This window comes from Pseudaminobacter soli (ex Li et al. 2025), from assembly GCF_003012705.1.
GTDB classification, from domain to species: Bacteria; Pseudomonadota; Alphaproteobacteria; order Rhizobiales; family Rhizobiaceae; genus Pseudaminobacter; species Pseudaminobacter soli.
Map to the genome: position 1 here is coordinate 485,243 of NZ_PXYL01000002.1, position 25,704 is coordinate 510,946.

General features: G+C 62.3%; 24 protein-coding genes. 16 read left to right on the forward strand and 8 right to left on the reverse strand.

Annotated features, from left to right (window positions below):
* The first annotated feature begins 82 nt into the window (after positions 1–82).
* The 7 genes from C7I85_RS05850 to C7I85_RS05880 all read left to right on the forward strand — a co-directional run bounded on the left by C7I85_RS05850 (position 83) and on the right by C7I85_RS05880 (position 6,877).
* Positions 83–1,204, forward strand: a complete 1,122-nt coding sequence (locus tag C7I85_RS05850; RefSeq protein ID WP_106723101.1) for a class II histone deacetylase — start codon at positions 83–85, stop codon at positions 1,202–1,204.
* A 3-nt stretch (positions 1,205–1,207) separates the two neighbouring features.
* Positions 1,208–2,065 (forward strand): urea ABC transporter permease subunit UrtB, encoded by an 858-nt coding sequence (gene urtB, locus C7I85_RS05855; protein WP_106722991.1) that lies wholly within the window; start codon positions 1,208–1,210, stop codon positions 2,063–2,065.
* A complete protein-coding gene (locus C7I85_RS05860) occupies positions 2,062–3,048 on the forward strand; it encodes a branched-chain amino acid ABC transporter permease (RefSeq protein WP_106722992.1) in 987 nt (328 codons plus the stop codon). Before urtB ends, C7I85_RS05860 begins: the two co-directional genes overlap by 4 nt.
* Positions 3,045–3,749, forward strand: coding sequence for an ATP-binding cassette domain-containing protein (locus C7I85_RS05865; protein ID WP_106722993.1), 705 nt, complete (start codon positions 3,045–3,047; stop codon positions 3,747–3,749). Before C7I85_RS05860 ends, C7I85_RS05865 begins: the two co-directional genes overlap by 4 nt.
* A 2-nt stretch (positions 3,750–3,751) precedes the next feature.
* Entirely contained in the window at positions 3,752–4,453 is a 702-nt protein-coding gene (locus tag C7I85_RS05870; RefSeq protein ID WP_106722994.1) for an ABC transporter ATP-binding protein, read from the forward strand.
* A gap of 43 nt (positions 4,454–4,496) precedes the next feature.
* Positions 4,497–5,678 (forward strand): substrate-binding protein, encoded by a 1,182-nt coding sequence (locus C7I85_RS05875; RefSeq protein WP_245444821.1) that lies wholly within the window; start codon positions 4,497–4,499, stop codon positions 5,676–5,678.
* A 95-nt stretch (positions 5,679–5,773) separates the two neighbouring features.
* Positions 5,774–6,877: an ankyrin repeat domain-containing protein gene (locus C7I85_RS05880; RefSeq protein ID WP_106722995.1), complete on the forward strand. Its 1,104-nt coding sequence runs from the start codon at positions 5,774–5,776 to the stop codon at positions 6,875–6,877.
* Here the strand turns inward: C7I85_RS05880 and C7I85_RS05885 are convergent.
* Positions 6,859–7,464 carry a c-type cytochrome gene (locus C7I85_RS05885; RefSeq protein ID WP_106722996.1) on the reverse strand — a complete coding sequence of 202 codons (606 nt, stop codon included), beginning with the start codon at positions 7,462–7,464 and terminating at the stop codon, positions 6,859–6,861. The genes C7I85_RS05880 and C7I85_RS05885 overlap by 19 nt on opposite strands.
* Before the next feature lie 71 nt (positions 7,465–7,535).
* Positions 7,536–9,233 (reverse strand): pyrroloquinoline quinone-dependent dehydrogenase, encoded by a 1,698-nt coding sequence (locus C7I85_RS05890; RefSeq protein WP_106722997.1) that lies wholly within the window; start codon positions 9,231–9,233, stop codon positions 7,536–7,538.
* A 151-nt stretch (positions 9,234–9,384) separates the two neighbouring features.
* Between C7I85_RS05890 and C7I85_RS05895 the strand changes: the two genes are divergently transcribed.
* Entirely contained in the window at positions 9,385–9,930 is a 546-nt protein-coding gene (locus C7I85_RS05895) for a GNAT family N-acetyltransferase (RefSeq protein WP_106722998.1), read from the forward strand.
* A 36-nt stretch (positions 9,931–9,966) separates the two neighbouring features.
* Here C7I85_RS05895 and C7I85_RS05900 read toward each other — a convergent pair whose 3' ends face one another.
* Both C7I85_RS05900 and C7I85_RS05905 read right to left on the reverse strand, forming a co-directional pair.
* A complete protein-coding gene (locus tag C7I85_RS05900; RefSeq protein ID WP_106722999.1) occupies positions 9,967–11,127 on the reverse strand; it encodes a M20 aminoacylase family protein in 1,161 nt (386 codons plus the stop codon).
* A 90-nt stretch (positions 11,128–11,217) separates the two neighbouring features.
* Complete coding sequence (locus C7I85_RS05905; RefSeq protein ID WP_106723103.1) at positions 11,218–12,429, reverse strand: diaminopropionate ammonia-lyase; 1,212 nt, start codon at positions 12,427–12,429, stop codon at positions 11,218–11,220.
* 104 nt (positions 12,430–12,533) lie between these two features.
* Between C7I85_RS05905 and C7I85_RS05910 the strand changes: the two genes are divergently transcribed.
* The 3 genes from C7I85_RS05910 (at position 12,534) to C7I85_RS05920 (ending at position 15,462) form a co-directional block, all read left to right on the forward strand.
* Positions 12,534–13,016 (forward strand): Lrp/AsnC family transcriptional regulator, encoded by a 483-nt coding sequence (locus tag C7I85_RS05910; protein WP_106723000.1) that lies wholly within the window; start codon positions 12,534–12,536, stop codon positions 13,014–13,016.
* A 106-nt stretch (positions 13,017–13,122) separates the two neighbouring features.
* A complete protein-coding gene (locus tag C7I85_RS05915) occupies positions 13,123–13,314 on the forward strand; it encodes a hypothetical protein (RefSeq protein WP_106723001.1) in 192 nt (63 codons plus the stop codon).
* Between the two features lie 114 nt (positions 13,315–13,428).
* Positions 13,429–15,462 (forward strand): 4Fe-4S binding protein, encoded by a 2,034-nt coding sequence (locus C7I85_RS05920; protein ID WP_106723002.1) that lies wholly within the window; start codon positions 13,429–13,431, stop codon positions 15,460–15,462.
* A 21-nt stretch (positions 15,463–15,483) separates the two neighbouring features.
* Here C7I85_RS05920 and C7I85_RS05925 read toward each other — a convergent pair whose 3' ends face one another.
* Positions 15,484–16,077 carry a DUF3306 domain-containing protein gene (locus tag C7I85_RS05925; RefSeq protein WP_106723003.1) on the reverse strand — a complete coding sequence of 198 codons (594 nt, stop codon included), beginning with the start codon at positions 16,075–16,077 and terminating at the stop codon, positions 15,484–15,486.
* Positions 16,064–16,573 carry a DUF3305 domain-containing protein gene (locus C7I85_RS05930; protein WP_106723004.1) on the reverse strand — a complete coding sequence of 170 codons (510 nt, stop codon included), beginning with the start codon at positions 16,571–16,573 and terminating at the stop codon, positions 16,064–16,066. Before C7I85_RS05930 ends, C7I85_RS05925 begins: the two co-directional genes overlap by 14 nt.
* 284 nt (positions 16,574–16,857) lie before the next feature.
* Here C7I85_RS05930 and C7I85_RS05935 point away from each other — a divergent pair, with 284 nt between their 5' ends.
* The 4 genes from C7I85_RS05935 to C7I85_RS05955 all read left to right on the forward strand — a co-directional run bounded on the left by C7I85_RS05935 (position 16,858) and on the right by C7I85_RS05955 (position 22,344).
* Positions 16,858–17,514 (forward strand): TorD/DmsD family molecular chaperone, encoded by a 657-nt coding sequence (locus C7I85_RS05935; RefSeq protein WP_106723005.1) that lies wholly within the window; start codon positions 16,858–16,860, stop codon positions 17,512–17,514.
* Positions 17,515–17,740: 226 nt separating this feature from the next.
* Positions 17,741–20,650: a formate dehydrogenase subunit alpha gene (locus C7I85_RS05945; RefSeq protein WP_106723007.1), complete on the forward strand. Its 2,910-nt coding sequence runs from the start codon at positions 17,741–17,743 to the stop codon at positions 20,648–20,650.
* 10 nt (positions 20,651–20,660) lie between these two features.
* Positions 20,661–21,260, forward strand: coding sequence for a formate dehydrogenase FDH3 subunit beta (gene fdh3B, locus C7I85_RS05950; protein WP_106723008.1), 600 nt, complete (start codon positions 20,661–20,663; stop codon positions 21,258–21,260).
* A gap of 58 nt (positions 21,261–21,318) precedes the next feature.
* Entirely contained in the window at positions 21,319–22,344 is a 1,026-nt protein-coding gene (locus tag C7I85_RS05955) for a formate dehydrogenase subunit gamma (RefSeq protein WP_106723009.1), read from the forward strand.
* A 46-nt stretch (positions 22,345–22,390) separates the two neighbouring features.
* Here C7I85_RS05955 and C7I85_RS05960 read toward each other — a convergent pair whose 3' ends face one another.
* Positions 22,391–23,626 carry an ATP-binding protein gene (locus C7I85_RS05960; protein ID WP_342587289.1) on the reverse strand — a complete coding sequence of 412 codons (1,236 nt, stop codon included), beginning with the start codon at positions 23,624–23,626 and terminating at the stop codon, positions 22,391–22,393.
* Between the two features lie 11 nt (positions 23,627–23,637).
* Positions 23,638–24,363: a response regulator gene (locus C7I85_RS05965; protein ID WP_106723104.1), complete on the reverse strand. Its 726-nt coding sequence runs from the start codon at positions 24,361–24,363 to the stop codon at positions 23,638–23,640.
* A 280-nt stretch (positions 24,364–24,643) separates the two neighbouring features.
* On the opposite strand from C7I85_RS05965, the gene C7I85_RS05970 reads away from it, so the two are divergent.
* A complete protein-coding gene (locus tag C7I85_RS05970; protein WP_181257098.1) occupies positions 24,644–25,702 on the forward strand; it encodes an efflux RND transporter periplasmic adaptor subunit in 1,059 nt (352 codons plus the stop codon).
* The last annotated feature ends 2 nt before the right edge of the window (positions 25,703–25,704 follow it).

Below are 25,704 nucleotides of genomic sequence, written 5' to 3' on the forward strand. Positions count from 1 at the left end.
GCCGAGGGCGGCCTAGTCCCCGGGTCGGCTGATCGAGCTACGCGACGCGCAAAATTTCGGAATGATTTCAAGGATCGAGGCCATGGCGACCGGGTTCTGCTACCACGAACACCTGATGTGGCACGACACCGGCCCGAGCGCCGACATGATGCCGCCCGGCAAGTTCGTCGAACCGGGCCGTCACCTTGAATCGCCGGGCTCCAAGCGCCGCCTTCACAGCCTGATGCAGGTCAGCGGCCTTGCGCGCCACCTGGTTCCGCTCATGCCGGAACCGGTCTCTGTCGAAGATCTGCTACGGGTACATACCCGGCGCCATGTGGACAACATCAAGTCGCTGAGCGAAGGCGGCAGCAGCTTCGCCGGTCCCCAGGCGCCAATCGGGTTCAACAGCTTTGAGATCGCTCTTCTCTCGGCCGGCGCGACCTACACTGCCATGCGCGCGGTGCTGACAGGACGGGTTGATAATGCCTATGCGCTTGCCCGCCCACCAGGCCACCACGCCGAACCGGACACGGCAATGGGCAACTGCCTGTTCTCCAACATCGGCGTTTCGATCCGCCGGCTTCAGGCCGAAGGGCTCGTTCGCCGCGTGGCGATGGTCGACTGGGATGTCCACCACGGCAATGGGACGGAGACCATCTTCTATTCCGATCCCTCCGTGCTCACCATCTCGCTGCATCAGGACAATCTTTATCCGACCGGCCGCGGCGCGATTACCGCCAATGGCGAAGGCGCAGGCCAGGGATACAACATCAACGTTCCTCTGCCCGCAGGCAGCGGCACAGGTGCATATGAGGCCGCTTTCGATCGGGTGGTGATACCTGCCGTCCGCGCGTTTGGCCCCGACCTCGTGGTCGTCGCATCGGGCTTCGACGCCTCCGGCTTCGATCCGCTTGGCCGCATGATGCTGAACAGCGAATGCTTCCGGCGACTTGCCGCGCGCATGGTTGCGCTTGCCGCCGAGACTTGCGAGGGCCGTCTCGTAATGTCCCATGAAGGCGGATATTCCGAAGGCTATGTGCCCTTCTGTGGACACGCCGTCATCGAGACCCTCGCCAACCAGCGCACGGACGTTGTCGACCCGCTGTCCGACCATATCGACGAGTGGGCCGGGCATGACGTCCAGCCATCCCAGGAAAAAGTGATCTCCGAGGCAGAGGACCTTGTGGCGCGGCTGCGGTCGCGATTGGCAAGTGCGGCCTGACCTATGGAGTTCGCTGCTGTCACAACCCTCAATGCGCTAACCCTAATCAGCATCCTCCTGCTGGTCGGGCTTGGCTTAGCGATCAGCTTCGGCCTCATGAACGTCACGAACCTCGCCCATGGCGAGTTCGTGACCATCGGCGCCTTCACCGTCTATTTCGTTCAGTCGCTCGGCGGATCGTTCTGGTTTGGGTTGCTCGCGGCACCCGTCGTTGGTGGGCTGGTTGGCATGGTCCTTGAATATGCGGTGATCAGACACCTTTATTCCCGCCCCATGTCCACGATCCTTGCAACGTGGGGCATCAGCCTCGTGCTGCAGCAGAGCCTGGAACTCGCCTTCGGCCTGGGCGCCAAGCCGGTGTCACCGCCGGTGGAAGGCACAGTCGACTTGATAGTGGCCGTGTACCCCGCCTACAGGTTGATCCTGATCGGCATTGCGGCCGCAACATTGACTGCCGTCATCCTGCTGGTGAACCGAACTTCGTTCGGCCTCGACATCCGCACGGTCATTCAGAACCGGGAGATGGCGGAGGGCGTAGGCATCAACACCCGGCGCAGCTACGCAATTGCATTCGCCTTCGGCGCGGCCATTGCCGGTCTTGCCGGCGGGCTGGTCGCGCCCCTGGCGATCGTGCTTCCGCAGATGGGCGTGAACTACTTGGCGAATGCATTCTTCGTCGTGATTGTCGGAGGCGCGGGATCGATCGCCGGCCTGCTCGCCGGCAGCGTCTTCGTCGGCGGGCTGACCAGCATCCTCAACTACCAGATTTCGCCATCTCTGGCGCAGGCGCTCGTTCTGCTCGCCGCCATCATTGTCGTGCGCCTACGGCCCAATGGCCTCTTGGGCGGAGCTTTCCGATGACCGAACGCGACCGCAACTGGCTCACGCTCTTCGCCACCGGACTGATCCTCCTGATCGTCTATCCGTTCTTTGCGGACGGCTACCAGCTCACGGTCATCCGCGATGCTCTGATATTCGGCCTGTTCGCTGCCAGCCTGGACTTCTTCTGGGGCCGGACCGGCATCCTCTGCTTCGGCCACGCAGCCTTCTTCGGCCTCGGCGGCTATGTCATGGCGCTTATCACGCTCAATGGGTCCGTTCCCTTGGCGGGCCTCGTCGGCCTTCTGGGCGCCATAGCCGCCGCCGCACTCCTCGCCGCCGTAATCGGGTACTTCCTTTTCTTCGGTGGCATCCGCGGCAGCTACTTCACGATCGTCACGCTTGCCACCGGTGTCATCTGCCAGCAGGCCGCCATCTCGTGGAGCTCGGTGACCGGAGGCGACAGCGGGCTGATCGGCATCCCGCCGCTCGAGATCGATTTCGCGGGCATCCGCATCGACCTCGGCCAGGATCTTGCGAGCTACGTCTTCATCTCGATTATCGTCGCCATTGTCGTGCTGCTGCTCTGGCAGCTCAGCCGCGGACGCTGGGGCAAGGTGCTCACCGCGATCCAGGACAACGAGGTTCGTGCTGCTGCACTCGGGCACAACGCTTCGCTTCGCCTGCTCCTCACCTTCGTCGTTTCGGCGGCGATCGCGGGACTGGCTGGCGCGCTCTACGTCTGCATGGCGGGACTGATCGCACCGGATCTTTCCGGCCTTCTTCTCTCGACCGAAGTCACCGTCTGGGTGGCTGTCGGCGGGCGCGGCACGCTGCTTGGGCCTGTGGTCGGTGCGCTGGTCATTCAGCGTGCGCAGCAGGAGATCAGCAGCTTCAATCCGAGCCTGTGGCCACTCATCCTCGGCCTCCTCTTCATCGTCATCGTGTTCGCCCTTCCCGATGGAGTTCTGTCGATCTTCTCTCGGCTCAAGGCGATCTTCCGCAAGACGGAGCCTGCCCGATGAGCCAAGCACTGCTCAAAGCATCAGGCATCGGCGTCCGTTTCGGCGGTCTGAAGGCACTGGACGGCATCGACTATGCCGTGGGCGAGCGGGAGCTTTCCTGCATTATCGGGCCGAACGGCGCCGGCAAAAGCACCTTCCTCAATGTGCTGACGGGCACCCTGCGACCGTCTCAAGGTTCGGTCCTCTTTGCCGGAACATCGATCACTGGGCTCGGCCTCAACCGCATCGCGCGGCTCGGCGTTGCGCGCAAATTCCAGATACCGTCTGTCTTTCCCTCGCTGTCGGTCGAAGAGAACCTCGACGTCGCCCGCTGGGGAACCGCATCGGCGGCGCGAAGCACAAAGGAATTGCTGGAGCTCGTCCAACTCGACCGGGTTGCCGGTAAGCTTGCCGGAGAACTCGCCCATGGGCAGAAGCAATGGCTGGAAATCGGCATGGCAATCGCAATCGGCCCCAAGCTTCTGCTCCTCGACGAGCCGACTGCCGGCATGACGCCGCAGGAAACGCTCGCCACTGCAGAACTGCTATTGCGACTGAAAGGCGAGTTCTCGATCGTGGCGGTGGAGCACGACATCCGCTTCGTCCGTGCGCTGGATTGCGAAACGCTGGTGCTTCACCAGGGCCGCAAGCTGCGCAGCGGACCGTTCCGCGAGATCGAAGCCGACGAGACGGTCCGCAACGTCTATCTGGGGAGGCGCTGAGGATGCTGATGATCCGCGGACTTTCCGGCGGCTATGGCGCTCTGCCCGTTTTGAACGGTATCGACCTGCGGGTCGAGGCCGGAGAGGTTGTAGGACTGCTCGGTCGCAACGGTGCCGGCAAAACGACGATGCTGCGCGTCATTGCGGGCTGGCTGCGTGCCACTTCCGGCTCCATCACGCTCGATGGGCAAGAGCTGATCCGCCTGCCGGCCTTCCGCCGCGCGCGGGCCGGAATTGCGCATGTGCCTCAGGGGCGAGGCATATTCAACGCCCTCACGGTTCGCGAAAACCTCGAGGTGGGAACCCGCGCGGCTAGTCTGCGCGGTGGGCAGGGCATTCCAGAAGATGTGTTCCACTACTTCCCGATCTTGCGCGAACGGCAAGGGCAGATCGCAGGCACTCTTTCCGGCGGCCAGCAGCAGCAGCTGGCAATCGGTCGGGCTTTGTGCGGTCGCCCCTCCGTCCTGCTTCTCGACGAGCCATCGGAAGGCATCCAGCCCAATATCGTCCAGTCGATCGCGGACATTATTCCGCGCATCGCTCGCGAACGCGGGCTCGCCGTCGTGCTGGTGGAACAGAATCTGGATCTCGCGCTCCAGGCTTCAGATCGCTGCTTCGTGATCGAGAAGGGCAAGATCGTGCATTCGGCAACGCCGGCCGAACTGGCTGACGAGACTATTCTCAAAGAATTACTGGCTCTCTAGAGCGTGCATCGTGCCCGCTCGAAATTCGAAGGGGAACATAACAATGACAAAGCTTATCCTGAACAGGCGAACCCTCATCAAGGCTGGCGGCGCGTTCGCGGCCGCTTCCGCAATCGGAATGCCTGGCATCCTGCGCGCAGCCGACACGATGAAGGTCGGCCTGTCGATACCGATCACCGGGCTTCAGGCCATTCTCGGCGAAACGCTGCTCAACTGCTATCGCCTGGCGGCCGACGAGCTGAATGCCGCCAACGGTATCGGCGGACGGAAGGTCGAACTGGTGATCGAAGACAACCAGACCACGACCAAGGGAGCCGTCGACAAGGCCCGCAAGCTCATCAACCAGGACAAGGTCGATGTCGTGATGGGCACCATCATCTCGCCCGAGCGCAGCGCCACTCTGTCGGTCACGTCGCGCGCCAAGAAGCTCTTCTTCTACCCGACGAATTTCGAGGGCGGGGAATGCGACAAGTATTTCGTGGCAACCGGCCCGATCCCCATGCAGCAGGTCGATCCGATGATGCCCTGGGTGGCCGAAAACCTGGGCAAGACGATCTACGTCATGGCATCCGACTATGCTTGGCCGCAGAAGATGACCGAGGCTATCACCGCAGCCTACGAAAAGGTCGGCGGCAAGATCGTCGGCGCGGACTATTGTCCGTTTGGCACCACGGATTTCGGCCCGGCATTCCAGAAGATCCGCGACCTGAAGCCGGATGTTGTCTGGTCGATGGTCGTCGGCAATGACGCGGTCACGCAGCTGAAGCAGTATCGCAGCTTCGACGTGAAGCAGCCGCTCATCGCGCCGCTCGACGAGGTGTTCAACAAGGACGCGCTGCCCGCAGGCGTGGCCGCCGGCACTTACGCGCCGCAGCCCTACTGGATGTCGCTGGACAATCCCGTGAACAAGAAGTTCATCGCCAGCTTCCGCGAGAAGTTCGGCCAGGAGAAGATGGTGAACGGTATCGGCGAAGCCGGCTATAACGGCCTTCACCTCTATGCCCTGGCCGCGGAAAAGGCTGGTTCGTTCGCGGATGCGGAGGTGCTGGCCGCCCTGCCCAAGGTGGAATTCGAGGCGCCGCAAGGAACGGTCAGGGTCGATGCCACCAACAACCACACGCTTTGCCACTCCTATATCGGTAAGGCGCTGGAAGACGGTGTCAGCTACGAGATCGTCAGCGATTTTGGCACGATAAAGCCGGTGACTCCTTACTGCACCTTGTAACGTGGGCGCCTGTCCCATCAGTAGTGACCGGATCAAGGTGGGTTTACTGAGATCGGGGGAGTTCTGGTTCATCGTAGCCTCTGCAGAGAGCGAAGATGAGCCGGAGCCTCCGTTCCAGAGCCACCGGAGGCAGTCACGACAACCGGACCAGGCGACGGGAATCGTCGATCCGCAGAAAAGGAGCCCGGACAAACCACTCAACTTCATCTATATTTGAGGTGGCCAAGAGTTCATGGGAGCGTTCTGTGCGCGGTCGTGTAGTTCTTGCAACCGCATTTGTGCTCGCCTGCAGCCAAATTGCCTCAGCTGCAGAGAAGGGCAGCGACTTCAATCCGCTAACCTGTGGCTGGCTGCAAGGACGCATTGTGCAGGCCGAAAGCCAACTCAATCCCGCCCGCCTCAACAGTTTCCTGTTTCGGGCAGCCGATTTAGGTTGCACGCCGGTCCTGCTGGAACTCCTGGACCGCGGCGCTTCCGTGTTCGCACGCGACCGCGTGTCCAACACGGCGCTGCATTACGCCGCAGAAAGCGGCCACAAGGAGTTGGTCGGATTGCTCCTCGATAGGGGCGCCGAGATCAATCATGCCAATCTGGACGGCTCGACAGCTTTGGCGCTTGCGATTGCACGCCAGCGCCACGACGTGGTGCTACTTCTGTTGGAACGCGGGGCTTCGACCACCGGCCTCGCTCCACGCGGGTCGACTTTGCTGGCCACTGCCGCGTTCGACGGCGACGAGCAGCTCGTGCGTGTCCTGCTGGATCGTCACTCCGATCCGAATGAGCCGGACGGAACCGGCAAAGGTCCGCTCGTCTATGCTGCGGCGAAGGGCCTGACGCCGATCGTGCGAATGCTGCTCGATGCTGGCGCTGACGTGAATAGGGTCTATGCACACAAGCTGACGGCATTGATGTGGGCCGCCGGCTACCCGAATATCGTTGTCGCGCATGATGGTCTCGAAACGGCGGAGCTACTGGTGGCGCGCGGCGCGAGCGTCCATGCCGTGGACGACCGGGGACGTTCGGCTTTGATGATCGCGGCAGAGCGCGGACATGCCGAAATGGTCGGATGGCTGTTGGCACATGGCGCTGATGCGACCTTGAGGGACGGACAAGGGAAAACAGCCGCCGATCTTGCGTCAGATGCTGCCGTGCTCGAGGCGCTTCAGACGCAGCCGACCGGTCAGAGCCCGGCGAGATAGTGGCTCATCGCTGCTATGTCGGCGTCGGACCAGTCCTTGACAATAGCTGCCATGGCCGCGGCATTCTTGCGGACACCACCCCGAAAATCGGTCATCGTCTGGGTCAGATAGTCGACCTTCTGGTGGTTGAGGCGGGGGTTGCGGCTGTCGCCCAGCATTCCTCCGAGATGGCACTGGGTACACTGCCCCTCGACAGCGAGGCTCTGAGCCCGCGCGTTGTCCTCCGGGCTGCTGACTTCCGAATAGTTCGGCCAGGGCTGAGCCGCGAAATAGGTCGCAAGCGCTTTCATTTCGTCATCGGAAAGCTGGGCGGCGATCGGAGCCATGATCTCGTTGGCGCGGCGACCCGCCCGGTAATCCTTGAGCTCGGTGAGAAGATAGAACATGTGCTGGCCAAAGATGATCGGCACCTTTTCGACGACCGGTTTTCCGTCTGCGCCGTGGCAGCTCGCGCATAGTTGCACTTTGTCCGCGATCTCCGGCGGAGGAGATGTAACCGTAGCCTGTTGCGCATTTGTGGGGTGGCCGACCGACAGCGCGAGGACCGCCACGAATACCGGCATGCTTCCTAGGTAAACGGCTCGCATTGCTACTTCTCCAGTGTGGGCGCAAGGAAGGCGAAGCGCAAAAGCGCTTCGCCTGTCGGAAGCAGAGCTTCCTATTGAGCAAGCTTGAATGCGACGATGGCGTTTCCGCGCTTGTAGTCCAGCTGCGTGTTGCCGCCGGCGGCTACGACGATGTATTGCTCACCATCTACCGTGTAGGAGGCCGGCGGAGCGTTGACACCGGCACCGGCGCGGAAGCTCCACAATACGTCACCATTCTCGGCGTTATAGGCCTTGAACAGGCCGTTGCCTTCACCTGTGAACACCAGACCGCCAGCGGTGGCAAGCACGCCGCCAATCATCGGTTGCTCGGTCTTCGCCTGCCACCGAATCTTGCCGGTGTTGTAGTCGACCGCCGTTACGTTACCCCACTGCTCTTCTGTGGGAATGACCTTGAAGGCGCCGCCGAGCCACAACTTGCCCTCGGGATAAGGTGTGCTTTCCACCTGATACGTCATCGGCTGGTTTAGATTGATCGCATAGGCAAGCGAATGGTCGGCGTCGATCGCCATCGGCGACCATTCCACGCCGCCATTGGCGCCAGGAAGCATTCGAGCGCCTTTGGCCGTCGGCAGAGTCCACATGTTCTCCTGCGGGACCATGGCCTCGGAAAAGCGGATGAGACTGCAGTCGTCCGCCTTGTTCACGTAAACGTGCCCGGTCTTGCCGCCATGCAGGATGCCCTTCACCGTCTCGCCGGTGTCGGTCTTAACCTGAGTGATGATCGGCGGGCTGACCGAGTCAAGGTCCCATACGTCGTGGGGGATGTACTGGAAATGGCAGACATATTTGCCCGTATCGAGGTCCACCGAGACGAGCGAGTCCGTGTAGAGGTTGTCCCCGGGCCGGAGCGAGCCGTCCAGGTCGGGGGACGGGTTGCCGACCACGAAGTAGATGCGCCGGGTATCCAGGTCGACCGCAGGGTTCTGCCACACACCACCGCCCAACGTCTTGTATGGATCGCCCGATTTCGCGAGCGCGGCCTTTTCCGCTTTAATGTCGCGATGCAGATCACGACCGGTCGCATCGTGCGTGGCCCAGACGCCGACGGTCTTTTCCGGGATGGTATTGAACGTCCAAAGAAGGTCGCCCTTCTCCGCATCATAGGCCTTCACAAAACCACGGATGCCGTATTCGCCGCCATTGGTGCCGATGAGAATCTTGCCGTCGACGGCGGTCGGCGCCATCGTCTCGCTGTAGCCGAGGGCCGGGTCTGCGACATCCTTCTTCCAGGCGACCGATCCATTCTGGGCATTGAGCGCTACGAGCTGACCATCGAGTGTCCCCAGATACACCTTGTCTCCAAAGACGGCGACGCCTCGGTTGTTCGGGCCGCAGCAGAAGGTCGTGATCTGGCCCATCGGGTGCTTGTATTGCCAGATCTGTTCACCGGTGCGCGCATCCAGCGCGTAGACATGGTCAAAGGCCGTCGTCACATACATGACGCCATTGACGACAATTGGCGTCGTTTCCATAGTCTCGACGACGTCGGTCTGAAAGATCCAGGCCGGCCGCAGGTTTTTGACGTTGTCCTTGTTGATCTGCTGATTGGGGAAGTAGCGGGTCTGGTTATAGTTCGCATTTGTATGGAGGAAGTTGTTGCCGTCACTCTCGGCCTTGTTCAGCATGTCTTGGGTGACCGGGGTATGTGTCCTTGCTTCCTGAGCCGACGCGACCGAGATGGTTCCAGCCAGCATGGCAAATACGCAGGCGGCCGCGCCACCAGCGCGTTTCTTCGACCAGTATGTCATGATTTCCTCCCTCAGCACTCAGTGTGCTGACAAAACGCTCGTCTAGAGCGAACGGAACCTACAACCTATCACATTCCGCAGCGTCAAGCGACGGCCGCAAGGGTGGAAGTGATCTCACCAACCACTGAAAACCATAGCTAGGGACTGACTGATGAACTCTGCTCCTATCCCTCCCTGCCGGATTGTCACCGAGCGTCTCGTTCTACGCCCGACCGGCGCTGCCGATGCGGAGCGCGCGTTCGAAATCCAGTCTGACTGGGAGGTGACGCGGATGCTGCGCATGGCCTCATTTCCTCCGGATCGAGAGGAAATCAGGCGCTGGTTCGCCGACCATGAACGCGAATGGGCGGGGGGCGAGGCCTATCGGTTCGCCGTCGAGCTGCGGGGAAGGCTCATTGGAGTAGCCGACATTGACGAAATCTCCGGGCGAGAGGCCGAGCTCGGCTATTGGTTCGAACGGGTCAGTTGCGGGCGCGGCTATGCCTTGGAGGCGGCGCAGGCCGTGGTGCGGTTTGCATTCGGCGCGATCGGCCTGTCGAAACTTCGCTCCGGCCACGCCGCCGACAACCAGGCGTCAGGCAATGTACTGCTGAAACTTGGGTTTCAGCCGCTCGACACCGCTCGCGTGGTATCACGTCCACGCGGGCAGGAAATCACGCAGCGGCGCTACGTGCTCTCGACGCCCGCCATCAGTTAGACACCGCAAATCCACCTAGAGCGGCTCGGCATTGGCTCACCGAGCGCTCAGCCGTCTGCGAGCAATGCCGACATGGAAGCTTGCCCCGTGGATAAGCCCGTCGTCATTGAAATCGTAGTTGGGGTTGTGGAGGGGCGCGGAGTCCACGCCGTTGCCGAGGAACACGAAACAGCCAGGGACATGAGCAAGAAAACGGGCGAAATCCTCTGAACCGGTCATCGGCTCCGCCGCTATCGCGATGTTTTCGGAGGTGAAAATCTCTGACGCCGCGGCGAAAGCTTCGTCGACAAGTGTAGCGTCGTTGACCAGGGGCACGAACTCCCGCGTATATGTGACCTCGGCTGAAACATTGTGGGCCATTGCCGTCCCTTCCGCGATGATGCGCATCTGGCTTTCGATTGCCGCGCTGACCTCCGGGCGAAAGCTGCGAGCGTCGCCGAGAATGCGGGCCAGCCCCGGAAGCGCATTGCGCGTGCCGTCGGTGATGAGCTCCGTGACCGAGACGACGCCGATATCGGCGGGGCTGAGCCGCCGCGACACGATGGTCTGGAGATTGGTCACCAGCGCACAGGCCGCGACCAGCACTTCGTTGCCCGAGTGCGGGCGCGCGGCATGGCCGCCGACGCCCTTCAGGACGATCTCGAAATTGTCCTCCGCCGACATGATCGGGCCGGGACGGGTCTCGAAATGCCCGGTCGGCAGGCCAGGCATATTGTGGATGCCGTAGATTTCATCGAAGGGAAATCGCTGCATCAGGCCATCGTCGAGCATGGCCAGCGCCCCTTTGCCCCATTCCTCGGCAGGCTGGAAAATGAAGCGGACCGTGCCGTCAAAGCCACCTTCTTCTGCCAGTATCTTGGCCGCGCCGAGCAGCATCGCCGTATGGCCATCATGGCCGCACGCATGCATGACGCCCGGACTCTGGGATCGATAGGCTAGGTTACCCTGTTCGGCGATCCTCAGCGCATCCATGTCGGCGCGAAGGGCGATGGCGCGGTTGCCGCTCCCGCACCGCAGCGTTCCGACGACGCCCGTTCCGCCAACACCTTCGACGACTTCGTCGAGCCCGAACTCCCGCAACTTCTGCGCCACGAAAGCCGAGGTCCTTTTTTCCTCGAAGCCAAATTCAGGATGGGCGTGCAGGTCGCGCCGCCAGGCGGTCATTTCCCCAACAAGCGCATTTTTGTCGACGGTCATGTCAGCTATCCTTCGTTGCAAGTTGGCGAACGACGTCAAGAAGGATATTGGCTCCTGCGACCCGGTCTCCGTCAGCCGTGTGTTCCCTGCTCACGCTTCGGCTCCTGCCTCATTCTTCGCCGCCACTGCAGCAGGAGCGAGCCCGACGATCTCCTGGTATTTGCCCGGATCGGTTGCCCCTTCCGTGTTCACCACGAAGATGCGCGCGTCTGCGTCGATGCGCAGTGCGGCCTTGATTGCGGGATCGGCGACGGCCTTCACTAGTCCGGCCAGCCCGACACCGCCGCTTTCGCCGGCGACGATGGCCGGGTCGGCGGCGACAGGATTGGCCAGCCGCCGCATGACCGCGATCGCATCCTCGTCATCGACCGTCATGAACGCATCGGCGACGCGGGAGAGAACACGCCAGGCAACAAGCGAGGGCTCGTAGCACTCGAGCATGGCCATGACGGTCGGCTCCCCATGAGCAACCGTCACCGGATGTCCCGCGCGCGCCGTTTCAACGATGCAGGCCGATCGGGCGGGGTCGACGACCGTGAAAATGGGGCGGCGGTCGCCCAACTTGATCGCGAGGTGGCCGGCCACCGCCGCGGCAATGCCGCCAACGCCGGACTGGATGAACACATGGGTCGGCGGTTCCGGCATTTTCCGCAAGGCCTCGCGCACGAGCGCCGTGTAGCCTTGCATCACCAATCCGGGAATGCGCTCGTAGCCTGGCCAGGACGTGTCAGAGACGATAGTCCAGCCCTTGGCCTCGGCTACGCGGGCGGCCTCCCGGACGGAATCGTCATAGGTGCCATTGACGCGGATCATGTCCGCGCCAAAGCGGGCAATGGCTGCGACGCGCTCGGCGCTGACGCCGGAATGAACGAAAATTGCCGCTCGCGCGCCGACAAGCTGCGCGCCTTGCGCAACCGACCGGCCGTGGTTGCCGTCTGTCGCGCAGGCCACCGTCATGGCGCGCGCAACGGCGCGGACCTCAGACGAATGGAGCTCCGTGATATCGACCGTGCGGCCGAGTTCCTTTTCGGCGTGCTCAAGAACAAGCCGGATCACCGCATAGGCTCCGCCGAGCGCCTTGAAACTTCCCAGCCCAAGGCGATGGCCCTCGTCTTTGACGTGGATCGCGGCGACGCCGATCTCCGCGGCCAGTCCGGGAAGCGCCACGAGAGGCGTTTCGGCATGATTGTCTCGGAAGGCGAGTTGGCGCTCGACCTCCTCGGCTGAGGCGACACCAAGCGTTTCGGCGTCCCTCGGATCGAGTGGTCTGCGGTAGTCGGGAGTGGTGTTGAGCAGAAACATCATCGCCTCCTTTCAGTTTGCTGCTGAAACTTATTGCACGCAGGGCGAAATGTGCGCTGATAATTGGCGACCGAATTGCAAGTTTGTTTCATTAGAGGTGGTACTTGAGCAAACCCGTTCAGCCGCAACTGGATACCTTCGACCGCAAGATTCTGGCCATTCTTCAGAAGGACAACACCACGCCGCAGCGGACCATCGGTGAGGTTGTCAACCTGTCAGCACCTGCCGTGCAGCGGCGGATCAAGCGGATGGCGGAAGACGGGGTTATCCAAGCGAACGTCGCCGTCCTCGATCCGGTGGCGGTCGGTCAGGCCATCACCATCTTTGTCGAGGTGGAGGTCATCAGCGAAACGGCCGACCAGATCGAAGAGGCGAAAAGGGAGTTCGCGGCCGCCGCGGAAATCCAGCAATGCTACTATGTGACCGGAGAGGCCGACTTCATTCTTGTCATCGTTGTCCCGACGATGGCCGATTATGAGGCTCTGACGCGGCGTCTCTTCTTTGGCAACAACAACGTCAAACGCTTCCGGACATTTGTTGCGATGGACCGGGTCAAGGTGGGACTAAGCGTTCAGGTAGATAGCTGACCGGCCAAGTTCGACTGCTAGCAACGTGACCAGCCATCACACAAGTCTTGATTTGGCGCGGGCAAGGTCCATAGTTGAAAATAGGCACGCAGGTGGGAACAAGGTCATGAAAGCCTTTATCACTGCAGTGGTTATCGCGATCATCATCGCAATTGCCGGCTTATTTGGGCTCGCCGCGATCCAGAAGCCCGTCTACCAAGCTTTCGCGACGTCCAGTACCCGCGTCGGCAACCCGGGTCACAACCTGATAGGGAACGCCTGGAAAGATACGGCCTCGGCTCATCCGCAAGTGGGATAACCGCAGGCCGGCCGGCGTCGATATTTCCCTTATGTTTGGTCGCTGGATAAGAATATAAGCTGGGAAACATGGCGGGCGACGGCCGTTGACGCGCTGAGGCGCGGAGGAGCAGAAATGAGCGATGCGAAAAGGCATCTCTTGATCTGCAGTTGCGAAAGGTCGATGCCGCTCGATCGCGAGGCGATTGCGCGGGGCTGCGGCTCCTGCGGCATTTCCCAGGCGGATCAGCTGTGCGGCGCCGACCTGCCGCTGTTCAGGGAAGCGATTGCGCGGGGCGAACCCGTTACGGTAGCCTGCACGCAGGAGGCACCGCTGTTTCGCGAGGCAGCCGCCGAAGCGTCCTTCGCGGACCTCATCTTCACCAATATCCGAGAGAATGGCGGCTGGTCGGATGCAGCCGAACTGGCGGGGCCCAAAGCGGCGGCGCTGCTTGCCGGTGCGCAGCCGGAAGAGCCCTTTGCCCCGATCACCTTCGAGAGCGATGGCATCATCTTGATCTATGGTCGCGACGATGTGGCGATCGAGGCCGGCCGCCGGCTTGCAGAGAGGCTCGACATTACCGTGCTTCTTACGCACCCGGAAAATATCGTGCCGCGCCGCGTCAATGATTTTCCCGTGCTCAAGGGCGACATCCGCACCGCGCGGGGGCATCTCGGCGCTTTCGAACTGACGATAGACGGCTTTGCCTTTCCATCTCCATCTTCACGCGACGTATTGCGCTTCGGTAAGTCGCGCGATGGCGCGATTTCCAACTGCGACATCATCCTCGATCTGACGGGCAATGCGCCGCTCTTCCCTGCGCCAAACCTACGTGCGGGCTATGTGCGCGCCGATCCGCGTGACCCTGTCGCGGTGGAAAAGGCGATCTTCCGGGCGAGTGAGCTCGTCGGCACTTTCGACAAGCCGATCTTCGTCCAGTTCGATGCATCGCTCTGTGCCCACTCGCGGTCAGGCATCGTCGGCTGCCATCGTTGTCTCGACCTGTGTCCAGCCGGGGCCATTACGCCCAGTGGCGATGTCGTGGTTATCGACCCGGCCATCTGCGGCGGATGCGGGTTTTGCGCGGCGGCGTGCCCCACGGGTGCTGCGAGCTACGCGATGCCGGGGCCGGACAGCCTCACAGAGCGCTTGCGCACTATGCTTGCGGCCTATCGCGTCGCTGGGGGCAGGCAAGCCATCATCCTGTTTCATGATGGCGATCACGGCGAAGCGCTGATCGACGCGCTCGCTCGCCACGGTGACGGCCTGCCGGCCAATGTCATTCCATTTCGCGTCAACGAGGTTACGCAGGTCGGTCCGGAAAGCATCGCGTCGATCTTCGCCTATGGCGGGACCGGCGCGGTGTTCCTGACGCGTGATCGACCCCAACATGACATTGAGGGTTTGCGGCGGCTGGTGGGCTGGACAGGGGCAGCGGTTGCCGCCCTGGGCTTTGGCGAAGATGCCATCCGCATCCTTCAGACCGATGATCCCGACCAGTTGCGCATTGGCCTCGATGCGATCCCCGAGGGGATCGAGGCAGCTGAACCTTCGTCGTTCCTGCCGATTGGCGGTCGCCGGAGCCTCATGGAGACAGCGTTTAGCGAAATGCGCCGCGGGGCGCCCGTGCCTGTCGAGCGGGTTGGTCTGCCGAATGGCGCTCCTTTTGGCAGCGTCACGCTGGATGTCGAGCGCTGCACGCTATGCCACTCATGTGTCACGGCCTGCCCGACCGGAGCGCTTTCGGCTGAGCCGGACCGTCCCATGCTGCGCTTTGATGAGATCGTCTGCGTGCAATGCGGACTGTGCGAGGCGACCTGTCCGGAAGACGCCATCACGCTCGATCCGCGCCTCGATTTCGCAGCCTGGCAAGCACCGCGCCGCACTTTGAAGGAGGAGGAGCCGTTCCTGTGCATTTCCTGCGGCACTCCCTTCGGCACCAAGAGCACCATCGAGCGTATCGTGGCGAAACTCGAGGAAAAGCATTGGATGTATCGCGGCGAAAATGCCGGTCACATCGATCTGGTGCGCATGTGCGAGAATTGCCGCGCCATCGCGATGGTGCATGAAGGCTTCGACCCAACGGCGCCGCAGCGGCGACCAATTCTCACCACCGACGATTTCCTGCGGGCGCGTGATGCCGAAAAGGACGGTCGCGACAAACATTGAAATCGAGATCTTGCAGCGACCTCATTTCTGGTCGAAATGCGGGACGGCGCCGCCGTGATGGCGGGCGCGGTTGTCCGCCGGTTGCTGTTTGGCTGCATCTTCTGACGTGTTGTGCGTCGTCTCACTTCTATCGTCGGGAATTGCAGATCGTTTCGGTTGGGAGGGCTGCGCGGAGCCCGATATTTCCGAGATGGCGGTCACTGGCTCACCGCCTGTTTCCTTGCGGGGCTCCCCGTCGAGAGCCTGCGCAAGCAATCGGGAAGATGCATATGATGCGAGTTGCTTGAAACCTGGGACATTCCCGGTGGAATGGTCCCAGAAATTCTCGTTTGGGCCGATGAAGTCGCGGATCGCAGGGTCGGCAGACCAAGCGCGTCGTAGCGCAGCGTTGCGTAGGTGCTTTGGAACGCCAGCCGCAAGAAATCCCCGAATATCGGTGGTTGCATTGATGGAATCGAGCGACGGTAGTTGCGTCAGATCGGCAGCAGCTTCGTCGGTGGCGCTCGGAGCGCTCTCGGTTTCGGGCGGCTCGGGTTCGCCGGCCTTCCTGGACCCTTCCGTGGCCCGCCGCTTCAGGCGCGACCAGCGTGTGAATACGCCTTCATTCTCGGCCATCGTTTTTCTCGAGAGTTGGCAACCGGCGCGCCAGCGCTTCGGGGTCGGCGCGATCCCGCTTACGTTTGACGAAATTCTCCTCGACCGGATGGCGCGCCACGAATTCCGCTATCCACTCGGCAATGGCAAGCGGCAGCGGAACCGCCTCTACCAAAGTGCCTGGCTCCGACAGTGCCTCGCCTTCCGCGGGATCGATCGTAGCCGCGACAACGGAGCAGAGCGGAGCACCGTCGGTCGCGACGATCGCCACCCACACGGAAGGTCGGGGCGACGTAAGATTGTCGCGGTAGCGGTCGGATTCGGTCCTGTAGAGGTCCAAATGTACGACGCCGGCATAGAAGGTTGCGGTTTCTCCGTCGTCGCTGAGGCATGTGCCGGGCTCGGCAACCGGCTCGCCCGCGAGGACCGACACGGGCCGCCACGTGAAATCGATCCAGGAAGACGCGGCCTTGCGTCGTTCCACCACGATCCCCGCCGGGATGCTGAGATGCGGCATCGGGTTACTCAACCTACCGCCTCCATAGTCTTCCTTGAGAAAGATAATGCTTTTCTCGCGTGGCCGCACCCCAGTGGGACGAAAGTCCTATCTATTGTAGTTGACGTCTGAAGCTTTTCGGTAGACTCTCAACTGCAAGCAGACGCCGCATTTTCATCAACGGTGCCTCGCCGCCTTGAGGCGGTGGAGCGATGCACGTGCATAATTCCCATCGCGTTAGGGCTTTCGCGCAGATTGTGGGAAACCGCGTCGCTTAGCGCGTTTGTGTCGACCGGAGCGGTGAGATGAGAGTCGCCGCAGCGCAATTTGTTTCGGACCCGGGCTGGATTGTACCTCCCGCCGGGCAAGGGAGAAATGCGGGATCGGACGACGAGGTCGACCGCGCCCGCGCGCAGGAATATATCCTGCTCGCAAGGCTGCTCCTCCATCCACCGGACCGTGAGTTGCTGGAGCGACTGGCCGCGATTGAGGGCGACGGAACCCAGCTTGGTCGTGCGCATAGCGCTCTCGCAGCGGCCGCGCGTGAGAGCGACCCAGATGACCTAGAGCGGGATCACTTCCGGCTGTTCATTGGCGTCGGTCGAAGCGTGCTTCTGCCTTATGCCTCTTATTATCTCACCGGGTTTGTCAACGAGCGCCCGCTCGCTCGGTTGCGCGGCGACCTGCGCCGGCTCGGAATTGAACGCGCCCAAGGAAATGCCGAACCGGAAGACCACGGCGCGCTGCTGTGCGAGGTCATGGCCGGCTTTGCCCTCAACACCTACGGCGCAGTGGATGCGACAGTTCAGGCGGCATTTTTCGACAGACATCTGAAGCCATGGCTTGGTCGCCTGTTCTTGGATCTGGAGCGCTCGGCGGGCTGCGATTTCTACAGACAAGTTGGTCGGCTGGGACACCTGTTCATCGAAATCGAGACGGAGGCATTTGCCCTGCCGGCGTGACGGGATCGGAGGCGAAGGATGGCAAATAGAAGCGAAAACAACGTGCGACGGCGTGATTTTCTACGGGCTCTCGCTCTCTCTCCCCTGGCAATGGCAACTACACAAGGCAAGGAAGCCCAGGCCGCCAGCGAAAGCCGTGAGGAGCGGACCAGGTCCCTTTACCGCAAGACCGAGCACGTGAAGACCTACTACCGGGTCAACCGCTATCCGGGCCGGGGAGAGTGACATGCTCATCAAGCGTTCAGACCGCCCCGTTCGTCAAACCCATCTTGCAGCATTCGCCGAAGGACAGGGCCTCGCGCGCCTCGACCGACGCAGCTTCCTGCGCCGCTCCGGGCTCGCAGCCGCAGGGCTTGCAACCATCGGCGCCCTGCCGCTCGCCAATATGCGCAAGGCCAGGGCGGGGCCGCCGCCGGCGCCCGGTGCCACCGTCGAGATCCGCAAGAACGTCTGCACCCATTGCGCAGTCGGCTGCACGGTCACAGCCGAGGTTTCCAACGGCGTCTGGATCGGCCAGGAACCGAGCTTCGACAGCCCCATCAATCGTGGCTCGCATTGCGCCAAGGGCGCGTCCGTGCGCGAGCTGGTGCATAGCGACCGGCGCCTCAAATACCCGCTGAAGATGGTCAATGGCGAGTGGCAGCGGGCCAGTTGGGACGAGGCGATCTCCGCGATCTGCGACAAGATCATGCAGATACGCGGCACGTCGGGGCCGGATTCCGTCTACTGGCTGGGCTCGGCCAAGTTCACCAACGAGGGCGCCTATCTGTTCCGTAAGCTCGGCGCCTTCTGGGGCACGAACAACACCGACCATCAGGCCCGCATTTGCCATTCCACCACCGTCACCGGTGTCGCCAACACCTGGGGATATGGGGCCATGACCAACAGCATCAACGACATGCGCAACGCCAAGACGTTGCTCTATGTCGGCAGCAATGCGGCTGAGGCCCATCCGGTCGCCATGCAGCACATGCTGGAGGGCAAGGAGCTCAATAACGCCAACATGATCGTGGTTGACCCGCGCATGACGCGCACGGCCGCCCACGCCACCGACTATGTGCGGCTGCGGCCGGGAACGGACATTCCCTTCCTCTACGGGCTGATGTGGCACATCGTGAAGAACGGCTGGGAGGACAAGGAATTCATCCAGAGCCGCGTCTATGGCTATGACGATGTGCTGAAGGAAATCGAGAAATGGCCGCCCGACGAAGTCGAGCGCGTCACTGGCGTGCCGGGCGCGCAGGTCGAACACATCGCCAGGCTGTTTGCCACCGAAAAGCCGGCTACGCTTATCTGGTGCATGGGGCAGACCCAGCACACGGTGGGCACTGCCAATGTTCGCACCAGCTGCATCTTGCTGCTGCTGACGGGCAATGTCGGCAAACCCGGCACTGGCGCCAACATCTTGCGTGGGCATGACAACGTTCAGGGCGCCACCGATGTCGGCCTCGATATCGTTACGCTGCCCTTCTACTACGGCCTCAAGGATACCGCCTGGAAGCATTGGTCGCGCGTCTGGCAGGTGGACTACGACTGGTTCGTATCGCGCTTCGACAGCAAGGAAATCATGGAGGCGCCGGGCATACCGCTGACACGCTGGTTCGACGCGGTGCTGCTGCCGAAGGACCAGGTGCATCAGAAGGACAATGTGCGAGCGATGTTCGTGCAGGGGCACGCCTCCAACAGCATCACCCGTATCCCGGAATCGCTGAAGGCGCTGGCCAAGCTCGACCTTTTGGTGGTGGTCGATCCCCACCCGACGACCTGGGCGTCGCTGTCAGTCAAGGCCGGACGCAAGGACGGAACATGGCTCCTGCCGGCTTGCACCCAGTTCGAGGCCAAGGGCTCGCGTGTCGCCTCCAACCGCTCGCTGCAATGGGGCGAGCAAATCGTTAAGCCCAGCTTCGAGGCCAAGGACGACCTGGAGATCATGTATCTGGTCGCCCAGAGGCTCGGTTTCGCCGACAAGATGTTCAAGAACATCAAGGTCGAGAACAATCTGCCGGAAGCCGAGGACATATTGCGCGAGATGAACCGCGGCAGCTGGAGCACCGGCTATTGCGGACAGTCGCCCGAGCGGCTCAAGCTGCACATGGCCAACCAGAAGGATTTCGACCTGGTGACGCTGCGCGCCACGAGCGGGCCGGCCAAGGGTGACTATTATGGCCTGCCGTGGCCGTGCTGGGGTAAGCCCGAACTGAAGCATCCCGGCACAGCGCTGCTCTACAACACCAACCTGCACGTGATGGACGGCGGCGGCACATTCCGCGCTCGTTTCGGCGTGGAGCGGGACGGTGTCAACCTGCTGGCGTCCGGCTCCTATTCGCTCGGCTCAGAGATCCAGGACGGCTATCCCGAATTCACCTATGGGGTGCTCAAGAAGCTCGGCTGGGACCACGACTTGGCACCCGACGAGCTCGCAACCATCCAGCAGATCGGCGGCGACAAGGCTGATGCGGTTTCTTGGTCGACCGATCTCTCCGGCGGCATCCAGCGCGTGGCGATGAAGCACGGGTGTCTACCGTATGGCAATGCGCGCGCCCGCATGAACGCCTTCGGCGTGCCCGACCCGATCCCCGTCCACCGCGAGCCGATCTATACGCCGCGCGTCGACCTGGTGGCGAAGTATCCTACGCGACAGGACGAGGTGCAATTCCGCCTGCCCAACATCGGCTTCTCGGTACAGAAATCGGCGGTGGATAGGCAGGTCGCCAAGCAATTCCCGCTCATCTTGACGTCGGGCCGATTGGTGGAGTTCGAGGGCGGCGGCGAGGAGACACGCTCCAATCCCTGGCTCGCCGAACTGCAGCAGAACATGTTCATCGAGATCAATCCTGCCGATGCCGGTGAACGTGGCATCGTCAACGGCGCCTGGGTCTGGGTCACGGGCGCGGAGAACAGCTCGAAGGCCAAGGTGCGGGCGCTGGTGACGGAGCGAGTGGGCAAGGGCGTGGCCTGGATGCCCTTCCACTTCGGCGGCTGGTTCGGCGGCGAGGATCTGCGCCCGAACTATCCGGAAGGCGCTGACCCGATAGTGCTTGGCGAAAGCGCCAATACCATGACCACCTACGGTTACGACCCGGCAACCGGCATGCAGGAACCGAAGGCCACGCTCTGCCAGATCGCGGCGGCGTAAGGAGGCTAGAATGGCACGGATGAAGTTTCTCTGCGATGCCGAGCGCTGCATCGAATGCAATGCCTGCGTCACCGCCTGCAAGAATGAACACGAGGTGCCGTGGGGCATCAACAGACGCCGCGTGGTTACGATCAATGACGGCCTGCCGGGCGAGCGCTCGGTGTCCATGGCCTGCATGCACTGCACGGACGCGCCCTGCATGGCGGTGTGTCCGGTCAACTGCATCTACACCACCGACGACGGCGTGGTGCTGCATGACAAGGACCAGTGTATCGGCTGTGGCTATTGCTTCTACGCCTGTCCCTTCGGCGCGCCGCAATATCCGCGCCTCGGCAATTTCGGTTCGCGCGGCAAGATGGACAAATGCACCTACTGCGCCGGTGGGCCGGAGCCGACCGGCAGCAAGGAGGAGTATGAGAAATACGGGGCCAATCGCCTCGCGGAAGGCAAGCTGCCGCTGTGCGCCGAGATGTGCGCGACCAAGTCGCTTCTGGCCGGCGACGGCGAAGTCATCGAGCAGATATTCCGCGAACGGGTGGATCAGCGCGGCTACAGCTCAGGCGCCTGGGGATGGAAGACCGCCTATGGCGAAGAGGTCAGCAAATCGTAATGGCCCCGCCGCGGCCAGGGTGCTGCGACCGCCAACGATGAGCAAGGGAGGATGAGACATGAGCAGTCTTGCCGCCGCAATTCGCAATATCGCAGGCGCTTGCGTTCTCGCGGGACTGACGATGCTTTCCTCTCCCATCAGCGCTCAGGAACAAACGCAGCAACCCGCGACGACGATCATCAATCCGACAGCGCAAGGCGTGACCGAGCAACAGCTTCTGCAGCAGGAGCCGCGTATCACCGGACGCATCATCATACCCGATAAGAGGGCCGCGGTGTTGATTCAACCAGCCGGCAGGGAATGGCGCGCCTTTCATGAGATCGCACTGCGATGGATCGCTGCCATTGCGATACTTGGCATGCTCGTCATCCTGGTCGCATTCTATCTGACGCGCGGCATGGTGCGGCTGGAAAGCGGCCGCTCTGGCCGCACCATCGTGCGCTTCAATGCCTTCGAGCGTTTCGTGCACTGGATGACAGCAACCTGCTTTATCATTCTCGGACTTACGGGCCTCAACATAACCTTCGGCAAGAAATTGCTGATGCCATTGATGGGGCATGACGCTTTTTCGACGTGGTCCGAGTGGGCCAAGTATGCGCACAACTATCTCAGCTTCCCTTTCACTATTGGCGTGGTGCTCATCTTCCTGATGTGGCTGGGAGGGAACATTCCCAACAAGACAGACGTCGAATGGCTGAAGCGAGGTGGCGGCATTGTCGGCCACGACCATCCGCCAGCGGATAGGTTCAATGCCGGCCAGAAGGCCGTCTATTGGATAGTCGTGCTGGGTGGTGCGGCAGTGGCTATCAGCGGCTATGTGCTGATCTTTCCCTTCTACGGCACCGACATAGGCAACATGCACGCGGCCCACATGGTTCATTCCATCGTGGCTGTGCTGTTCTTCGCGGTGATGCTCGCTCACATCTATATCGGGACGATCGGCATGCAAGGTGCCTTCGAGGCGATGGGGAAGGGCACCGTGGATGTCAACTGGGCGAAGGAGCACCACAGCCTTTGGCTCGAGAAGGAGGTCAAGGCCGACAAGCTACCCGAACAGGATTTGCGGTCGACACCCGCCGAGTAACGACGAAGCTCTCATCAGAGAACCGGCCTGGACGGCGCTTTCTTGGTCAGGCGCGGTTGAACGCGATCTTCTGGACGAGACCGCCTCCAGGACGATTGGCGAGTGTGATCGTCCCACCGTAGCGATCGATGATCTCTTTTGCGATTGCTAGGCCAAGGCCCGCACCTGGGACGGACTGCCGGCGCGCTGGGTCGACCCGGAAGAATGGCTCGAATGCCTTGTCCAAAAGCTCTGGGGGGATGCCGGGGCCATCGTCACTGATGGTGACGATGGCCTGACCATTGCTTGTTTGGAGCTCGACGGTCGCGCCCTTGCCGTGTGTGGCGGCGTTCACGATGAGGTTGCGCAACGCCCGCCGAAGGTTGAGCGCGCCCGCCCGTACGCAAGCTTGATCGGCGCTCACTAGTCTGGCCCGAAGCTTCAGCGCGGTCAGCTCGGAGACGATTTCTTTTAGCAGCCTGTCGAGCGCTACGGGCTCAGAGAGGTCCTGCGACTGCACCTCCTCGCGCACCAGGCTGATGGCGCTGTCGGCGATGCGGTCCAGTTCGTCCAGGTCATTCAGCCACTTCTCGCGGTCTTCCTCCGGGAGGAATTCCGCGCGCAAGCGCAGGCGGGTCATCGGCGTGCGCAGATCGTGGCCGGCGGCGGCGACCAGGCGCATGCGCCCCTCCATGGCGGCCTTGAGCCGGGCCGATAGATGGTTGAGCGCGCGCGCCGTCGCGCGCAGCTCGCCCGAACCTGTCTCGGGCAGCGGCGCCAGCACGCCGTCGGGCCCAATCCTCGCCACCGCCGCCTGCAGCATCTCGAGCGGACGAGTCAGCACGGACGTGAAGTACAGGGCAACGACCGTGACCCCGAGCACGATCAGCGTTATCCAGCCGGCCAGAACGAACCAGGCATCCCGTGGGGGCGAGAAGTCAGGGAAGTCGACAACCAGCCAGTGACTGTCCGGCAATTGCACGGAAGCGGTCTTGCCCACGCGGCCAGGCGTAGAGGTCACGACAGCGGCGGGCGCCGCTCCACGGTCTCGCAGTGTGTTCCCGAGAATGCGGGTAAGTTTCGCGTCCTGTTGACCCGCGGCCGGCTGGTCGCGAATGTCAATTCCGGCAGCGCGCGCACGCTCGCCGTTTTCGGACGCGACGCGAGCAAGCAATTCGACTTGGCGCAAGACGGGCTGCAAGCCCCCCTCGGGCTCAGGTTCGCCGATGACGCTGACGGCGGCAAGCGTAGCCAAGCCGACGACGGTTATGATCGCCACGATCAACAGTAGCGCGATGCGCATGCGAAGCGAAGTCATGGCTGGGCGTCCACTGCTTCGACACGCACGGCGAATTGGTAGCCGCCATTCCGCACTGTCTTGAACAGCGGTCTTTCCGGAGCTTCGCCCAGCTTGCGCCTCAACCGGCTCATCAAAACGTCGATCGAGCGATCCGTCGGGTCGCGCTCGCGGCCTTGCGTCAGGTCAAGAAGCTGGTCGCGCGAAAGCAGCCTGCCAGGTCTTTCGAGAAAGACCTGAAGCAGATCGAACTCCGCTGCAGTCAGATCGACAGGGCTCCCTTCGGGTCCGGTGATGTGGCGGGTGTCCGGCTCGAGCGTGTAGCCGGCGAAACGATAGCCCTGGGCGCGGGGGCCGGTCGCGCCTTCCGAGGCGGTTCGCCGCAGGACAGCGCGTATCCGTGCCGTAAGCTCGCGTGGATTGAACGGCTTGCCCAGATAGTCGTCCGCGCCGAGCTCCAGCCCGACGATCCTGTCGACGTCTTCCTTCAAGGCGGTAAGCAGGATCACCGGCATATGAGGTGTTTGATCACGCAGGCCCCGGCAGATGTCGAGCCCCGAGCCATCCGGCAGCATCACATCCAGTACGATCAGGTCGAAGTGGCCGGACGCCATTTTCTGTTCGCACTCGCGCTTGTCCGCAGCGACGGACACGCGAAAACCCTGACTATCCAGGTAGCGGCTCAGGAGGGTTCGGATTTCGCGATCGTCGTCGACGACAAGGATATGCGGTGCCTGCTGCATCAGCTTGTGCTCGTTGCGGTCTGTTCGGAGGCAATTATAGGGTCTCTCGCGGAGAACCCGCGCGACAATTTTGCAACCGAATGTTGCTGCCCGGCCATCAGCAACATTCAGATACATATTCGCCTTTGCGGGACACGCCGAGAAACAAACCGACGCATCGCAGCAAAGGATGCTTCCTATTCTCACCGCCACCACGGACGAGGATATGAACAAGATAATGCGTAGACGATATTTTCTTGTCGGGACGCTCCCTGCTCTAGCGGCAGTCTCGGCGATCTTCATGGCCTATGGCCGGCCCAATTCCGTAGCCCCAACTGATGAGCCGGCGGCCTCGCAAGCGGCCTCACTGACGGTAGCCGTCGAGCCGGTCCAGGCCGAACAGGTCGCCTCGGTCGTCGCTGGCACCGGCTCGGTGACTGCTTGGCAGGAAGCCGCTATCAGCACTGAATCCGGCGGCATGCAGTTGACCGAAGTCCTCGTCGAGGAAGGCGACCGCGTGAAGAAGGGAGACGTGCTCGCGCGCCTCGATAGCTCGCTGCTTAGGGCGCAACTCACCGAGCAGGAGGCTGCAATCGAGCAGGCACGCGCCACGCTGGCGTCCGCCGAAATGGCCTCGGCCCGCGCCGAAAAGCTGCTCAAGAGCAGCGCGGTCAGCGTCGAGACCGCCGAAGGAAAGGCGACCGCTGTGCAGACAGGCCGTGCGCAAGTGGCCCAGGCAGAAGCTGCGGCCAATCGGATCAGGGTCCAAGTCGACCGGACCGAGATCACCGCGCCTTTCGATGGAGTTATTGCCAGCAAGCCCGCCGTGGTCGGCTCGATCGTTCAGGCGGGAACTGAACTCATGACAATCATTCGAGACGACCGACTGGAGGTCGAAGTGCGGCTCCCCGACAAGGACCTGCCTTCCATTGCACGCGGCCAGAAGGCAACCGTGACGGATGCCGCCGGCAGGATCAGCGCGGGCACGGTATCGTCCGTCGCAGAAAAGGTCGATCGGGCTACCCGGCTCGGCACCGTCCGGATCGCTCTGGAAAACGGCGCCGGGCTCAAGCCGGGCATGTTCGCCCGCGTCTCGATCGACGCCTCGAACCGGCCCGCGCTGACGGTTGCCGAGAACGCGTTGGTCTGGCGCGGCAGCAAGCCCGCTGTTTTCGTGCTCGGCGACGACGGCAAGGTCAAGTCGAGAAGCGTGGAAACCGGCCAACGAGCGGGCGGCCGCGTCGCCATTCTATCCGGCCTCTCCGAGGGAGAGAGCATCGTCGTCTCCGGGGCCGGCTTCCTGAGCGACGGCAACCTCGTTCGCGTGAGCGACAGCGCGGCGACCGCGAGCGCGGAGTAATC

What these genes read in the sequence shown, in the direction of transcription:
- C7I85_RS05850 (WP_106723101.1), top strand. Translation starts at nt 83, where the DNA reads ATGGCGACCGGGTTCTGCTACCACGAACACCTGATGTGGCACGACACC.
- urtB (WP_106722991.1), top strand. Translation starts at nt 1,208, where the DNA reads ATGGAGTTCGCTGCTGTCACAACCCTCAATGCGCTAACCCTAATCAGC.
- C7I85_RS05860 (WP_106722992.1), top strand. Translation starts at nt 2,062, where the DNA reads ATGACCGAACGCGACCGCAACTGGCTCACGCTCTTCGCCACCGGACTG.
- C7I85_RS05865 (WP_106722993.1), top strand. Translation starts at nt 3,045, where the DNA reads ATGAGCCAAGCACTGCTCAAAGCATCAGGCATCGGCGTCCGTTTCGGC.
- C7I85_RS05870 (WP_106722994.1), top strand. Translation starts at nt 3,752, where the DNA reads ATGCTGATGATCCGCGGACTTTCCGGCGGCTATGGCGCTCTGCCCGTT.
- C7I85_RS05875 (WP_245444821.1), top strand. Translation starts at nt 4,497, where the DNA reads ATGACAAAGCTTATCCTGAACAGGCGAACCCTCATCAAGGCTGGCGGC.
- C7I85_RS05880 (WP_106722995.1), top strand. Translation starts at nt 5,774, where the DNA reads ATGAGCCGGAGCCTCCGTTCCAGAGCCACCGGAGGCAGTCACGACAAC.
- C7I85_RS05885 (WP_106722996.1), bottom strand. Translation starts at nt 7,464, where the DNA reads ATGCGAGCCGTTTACCTAGGAAGCATGCCGGTATTCGTGGCGGTCCTC.
- C7I85_RS05890 (WP_106722997.1), bottom strand. Translation starts at nt 9,233, where the DNA reads ATGACATACTGGTCGAAGAAACGCGCTGGTGGCGCGGCCGCCTGCGTA.
- C7I85_RS05895 (WP_106722998.1), top strand. Translation starts at nt 9,385, where the DNA reads ATGAACTCTGCTCCTATCCCTCCCTGCCGGATTGTCACCGAGCGTCTC.
- C7I85_RS05900 (WP_106722999.1), bottom strand. Translation starts at nt 11,127, where the DNA reads ATGACCGTCGACAAAAATGCGCTTGTTGGGGAAATGACCGCCTGGCGG.
- C7I85_RS05905 (WP_106723103.1), bottom strand. Translation starts at nt 12,429, where the DNA reads ATGTTTCTGCTCAACACCACTCCCGACTACCGCAGACCACTCGATCCG.
- C7I85_RS05915 (WP_106723001.1), top strand. Translation starts at nt 13,123, where the DNA reads ATGAAAGCCTTTATCACTGCAGTGGTTATCGCGATCATCATCGCAATT.
- C7I85_RS05920 (WP_106723002.1), top strand. Translation starts at nt 13,429, where the DNA reads ATGAGCGATGCGAAAAGGCATCTCTTGATCTGCAGTTGCGAAAGGTCG.
- C7I85_RS05925 (WP_106723003.1), bottom strand. Translation starts at nt 16,077, where the DNA reads ATGGCCGAGAATGAAGGCGTATTCACACGCTGGTCGCGCCTGAAGCGG.
- C7I85_RS05930 (WP_106723004.1), bottom strand. Translation starts at nt 16,573, where the DNA reads ATGCCGCATCTCAGCATCCCGGCGGGGATCGTGGTGGAACGACGCAAG.
- C7I85_RS05935 (WP_106723005.1), top strand. Translation starts at nt 16,858, where the DNA reads ATGAGAGTCGCCGCAGCGCAATTTGTTTCGGACCCGGGCTGGATTGTA.
- C7I85_RS05945 (WP_106723007.1), top strand. Translation starts at nt 17,741, where the DNA reads ATGCTCATCAAGCGTTCAGACCGCCCCGTTCGTCAAACCCATCTTGCA.
- fdh3B (WP_106723008.1), top strand. Translation starts at nt 20,661, where the DNA reads ATGGCACGGATGAAGTTTCTCTGCGATGCCGAGCGCTGCATCGAATGC.
- C7I85_RS05955 (WP_106723009.1), top strand. Translation starts at nt 21,319, where the DNA reads ATGAGCAGTCTTGCCGCCGCAATTCGCAATATCGCAGGCGCTTGCGTT.
- C7I85_RS05960 (WP_342587289.1), bottom strand. Translation starts at nt 23,626, where the DNA reads ATGCGCATCGCGCTACTGTTGATCGTGGCGATCATAACCGTCGTCGGC.
- C7I85_RS05965 (WP_106723104.1), bottom strand. Translation starts at nt 24,363, where the DNA reads ATGCAGCAGGCACCGCATATCCTTGTCGTCGACGACGATCGCGAAATC.
- C7I85_RS05970 (WP_181257098.1), top strand. Translation starts at nt 24,644, where the DNA reads ATGGCCTATGGCCGGCCCAATTCCGTAGCCCCAACTGATGAGCCGGCG.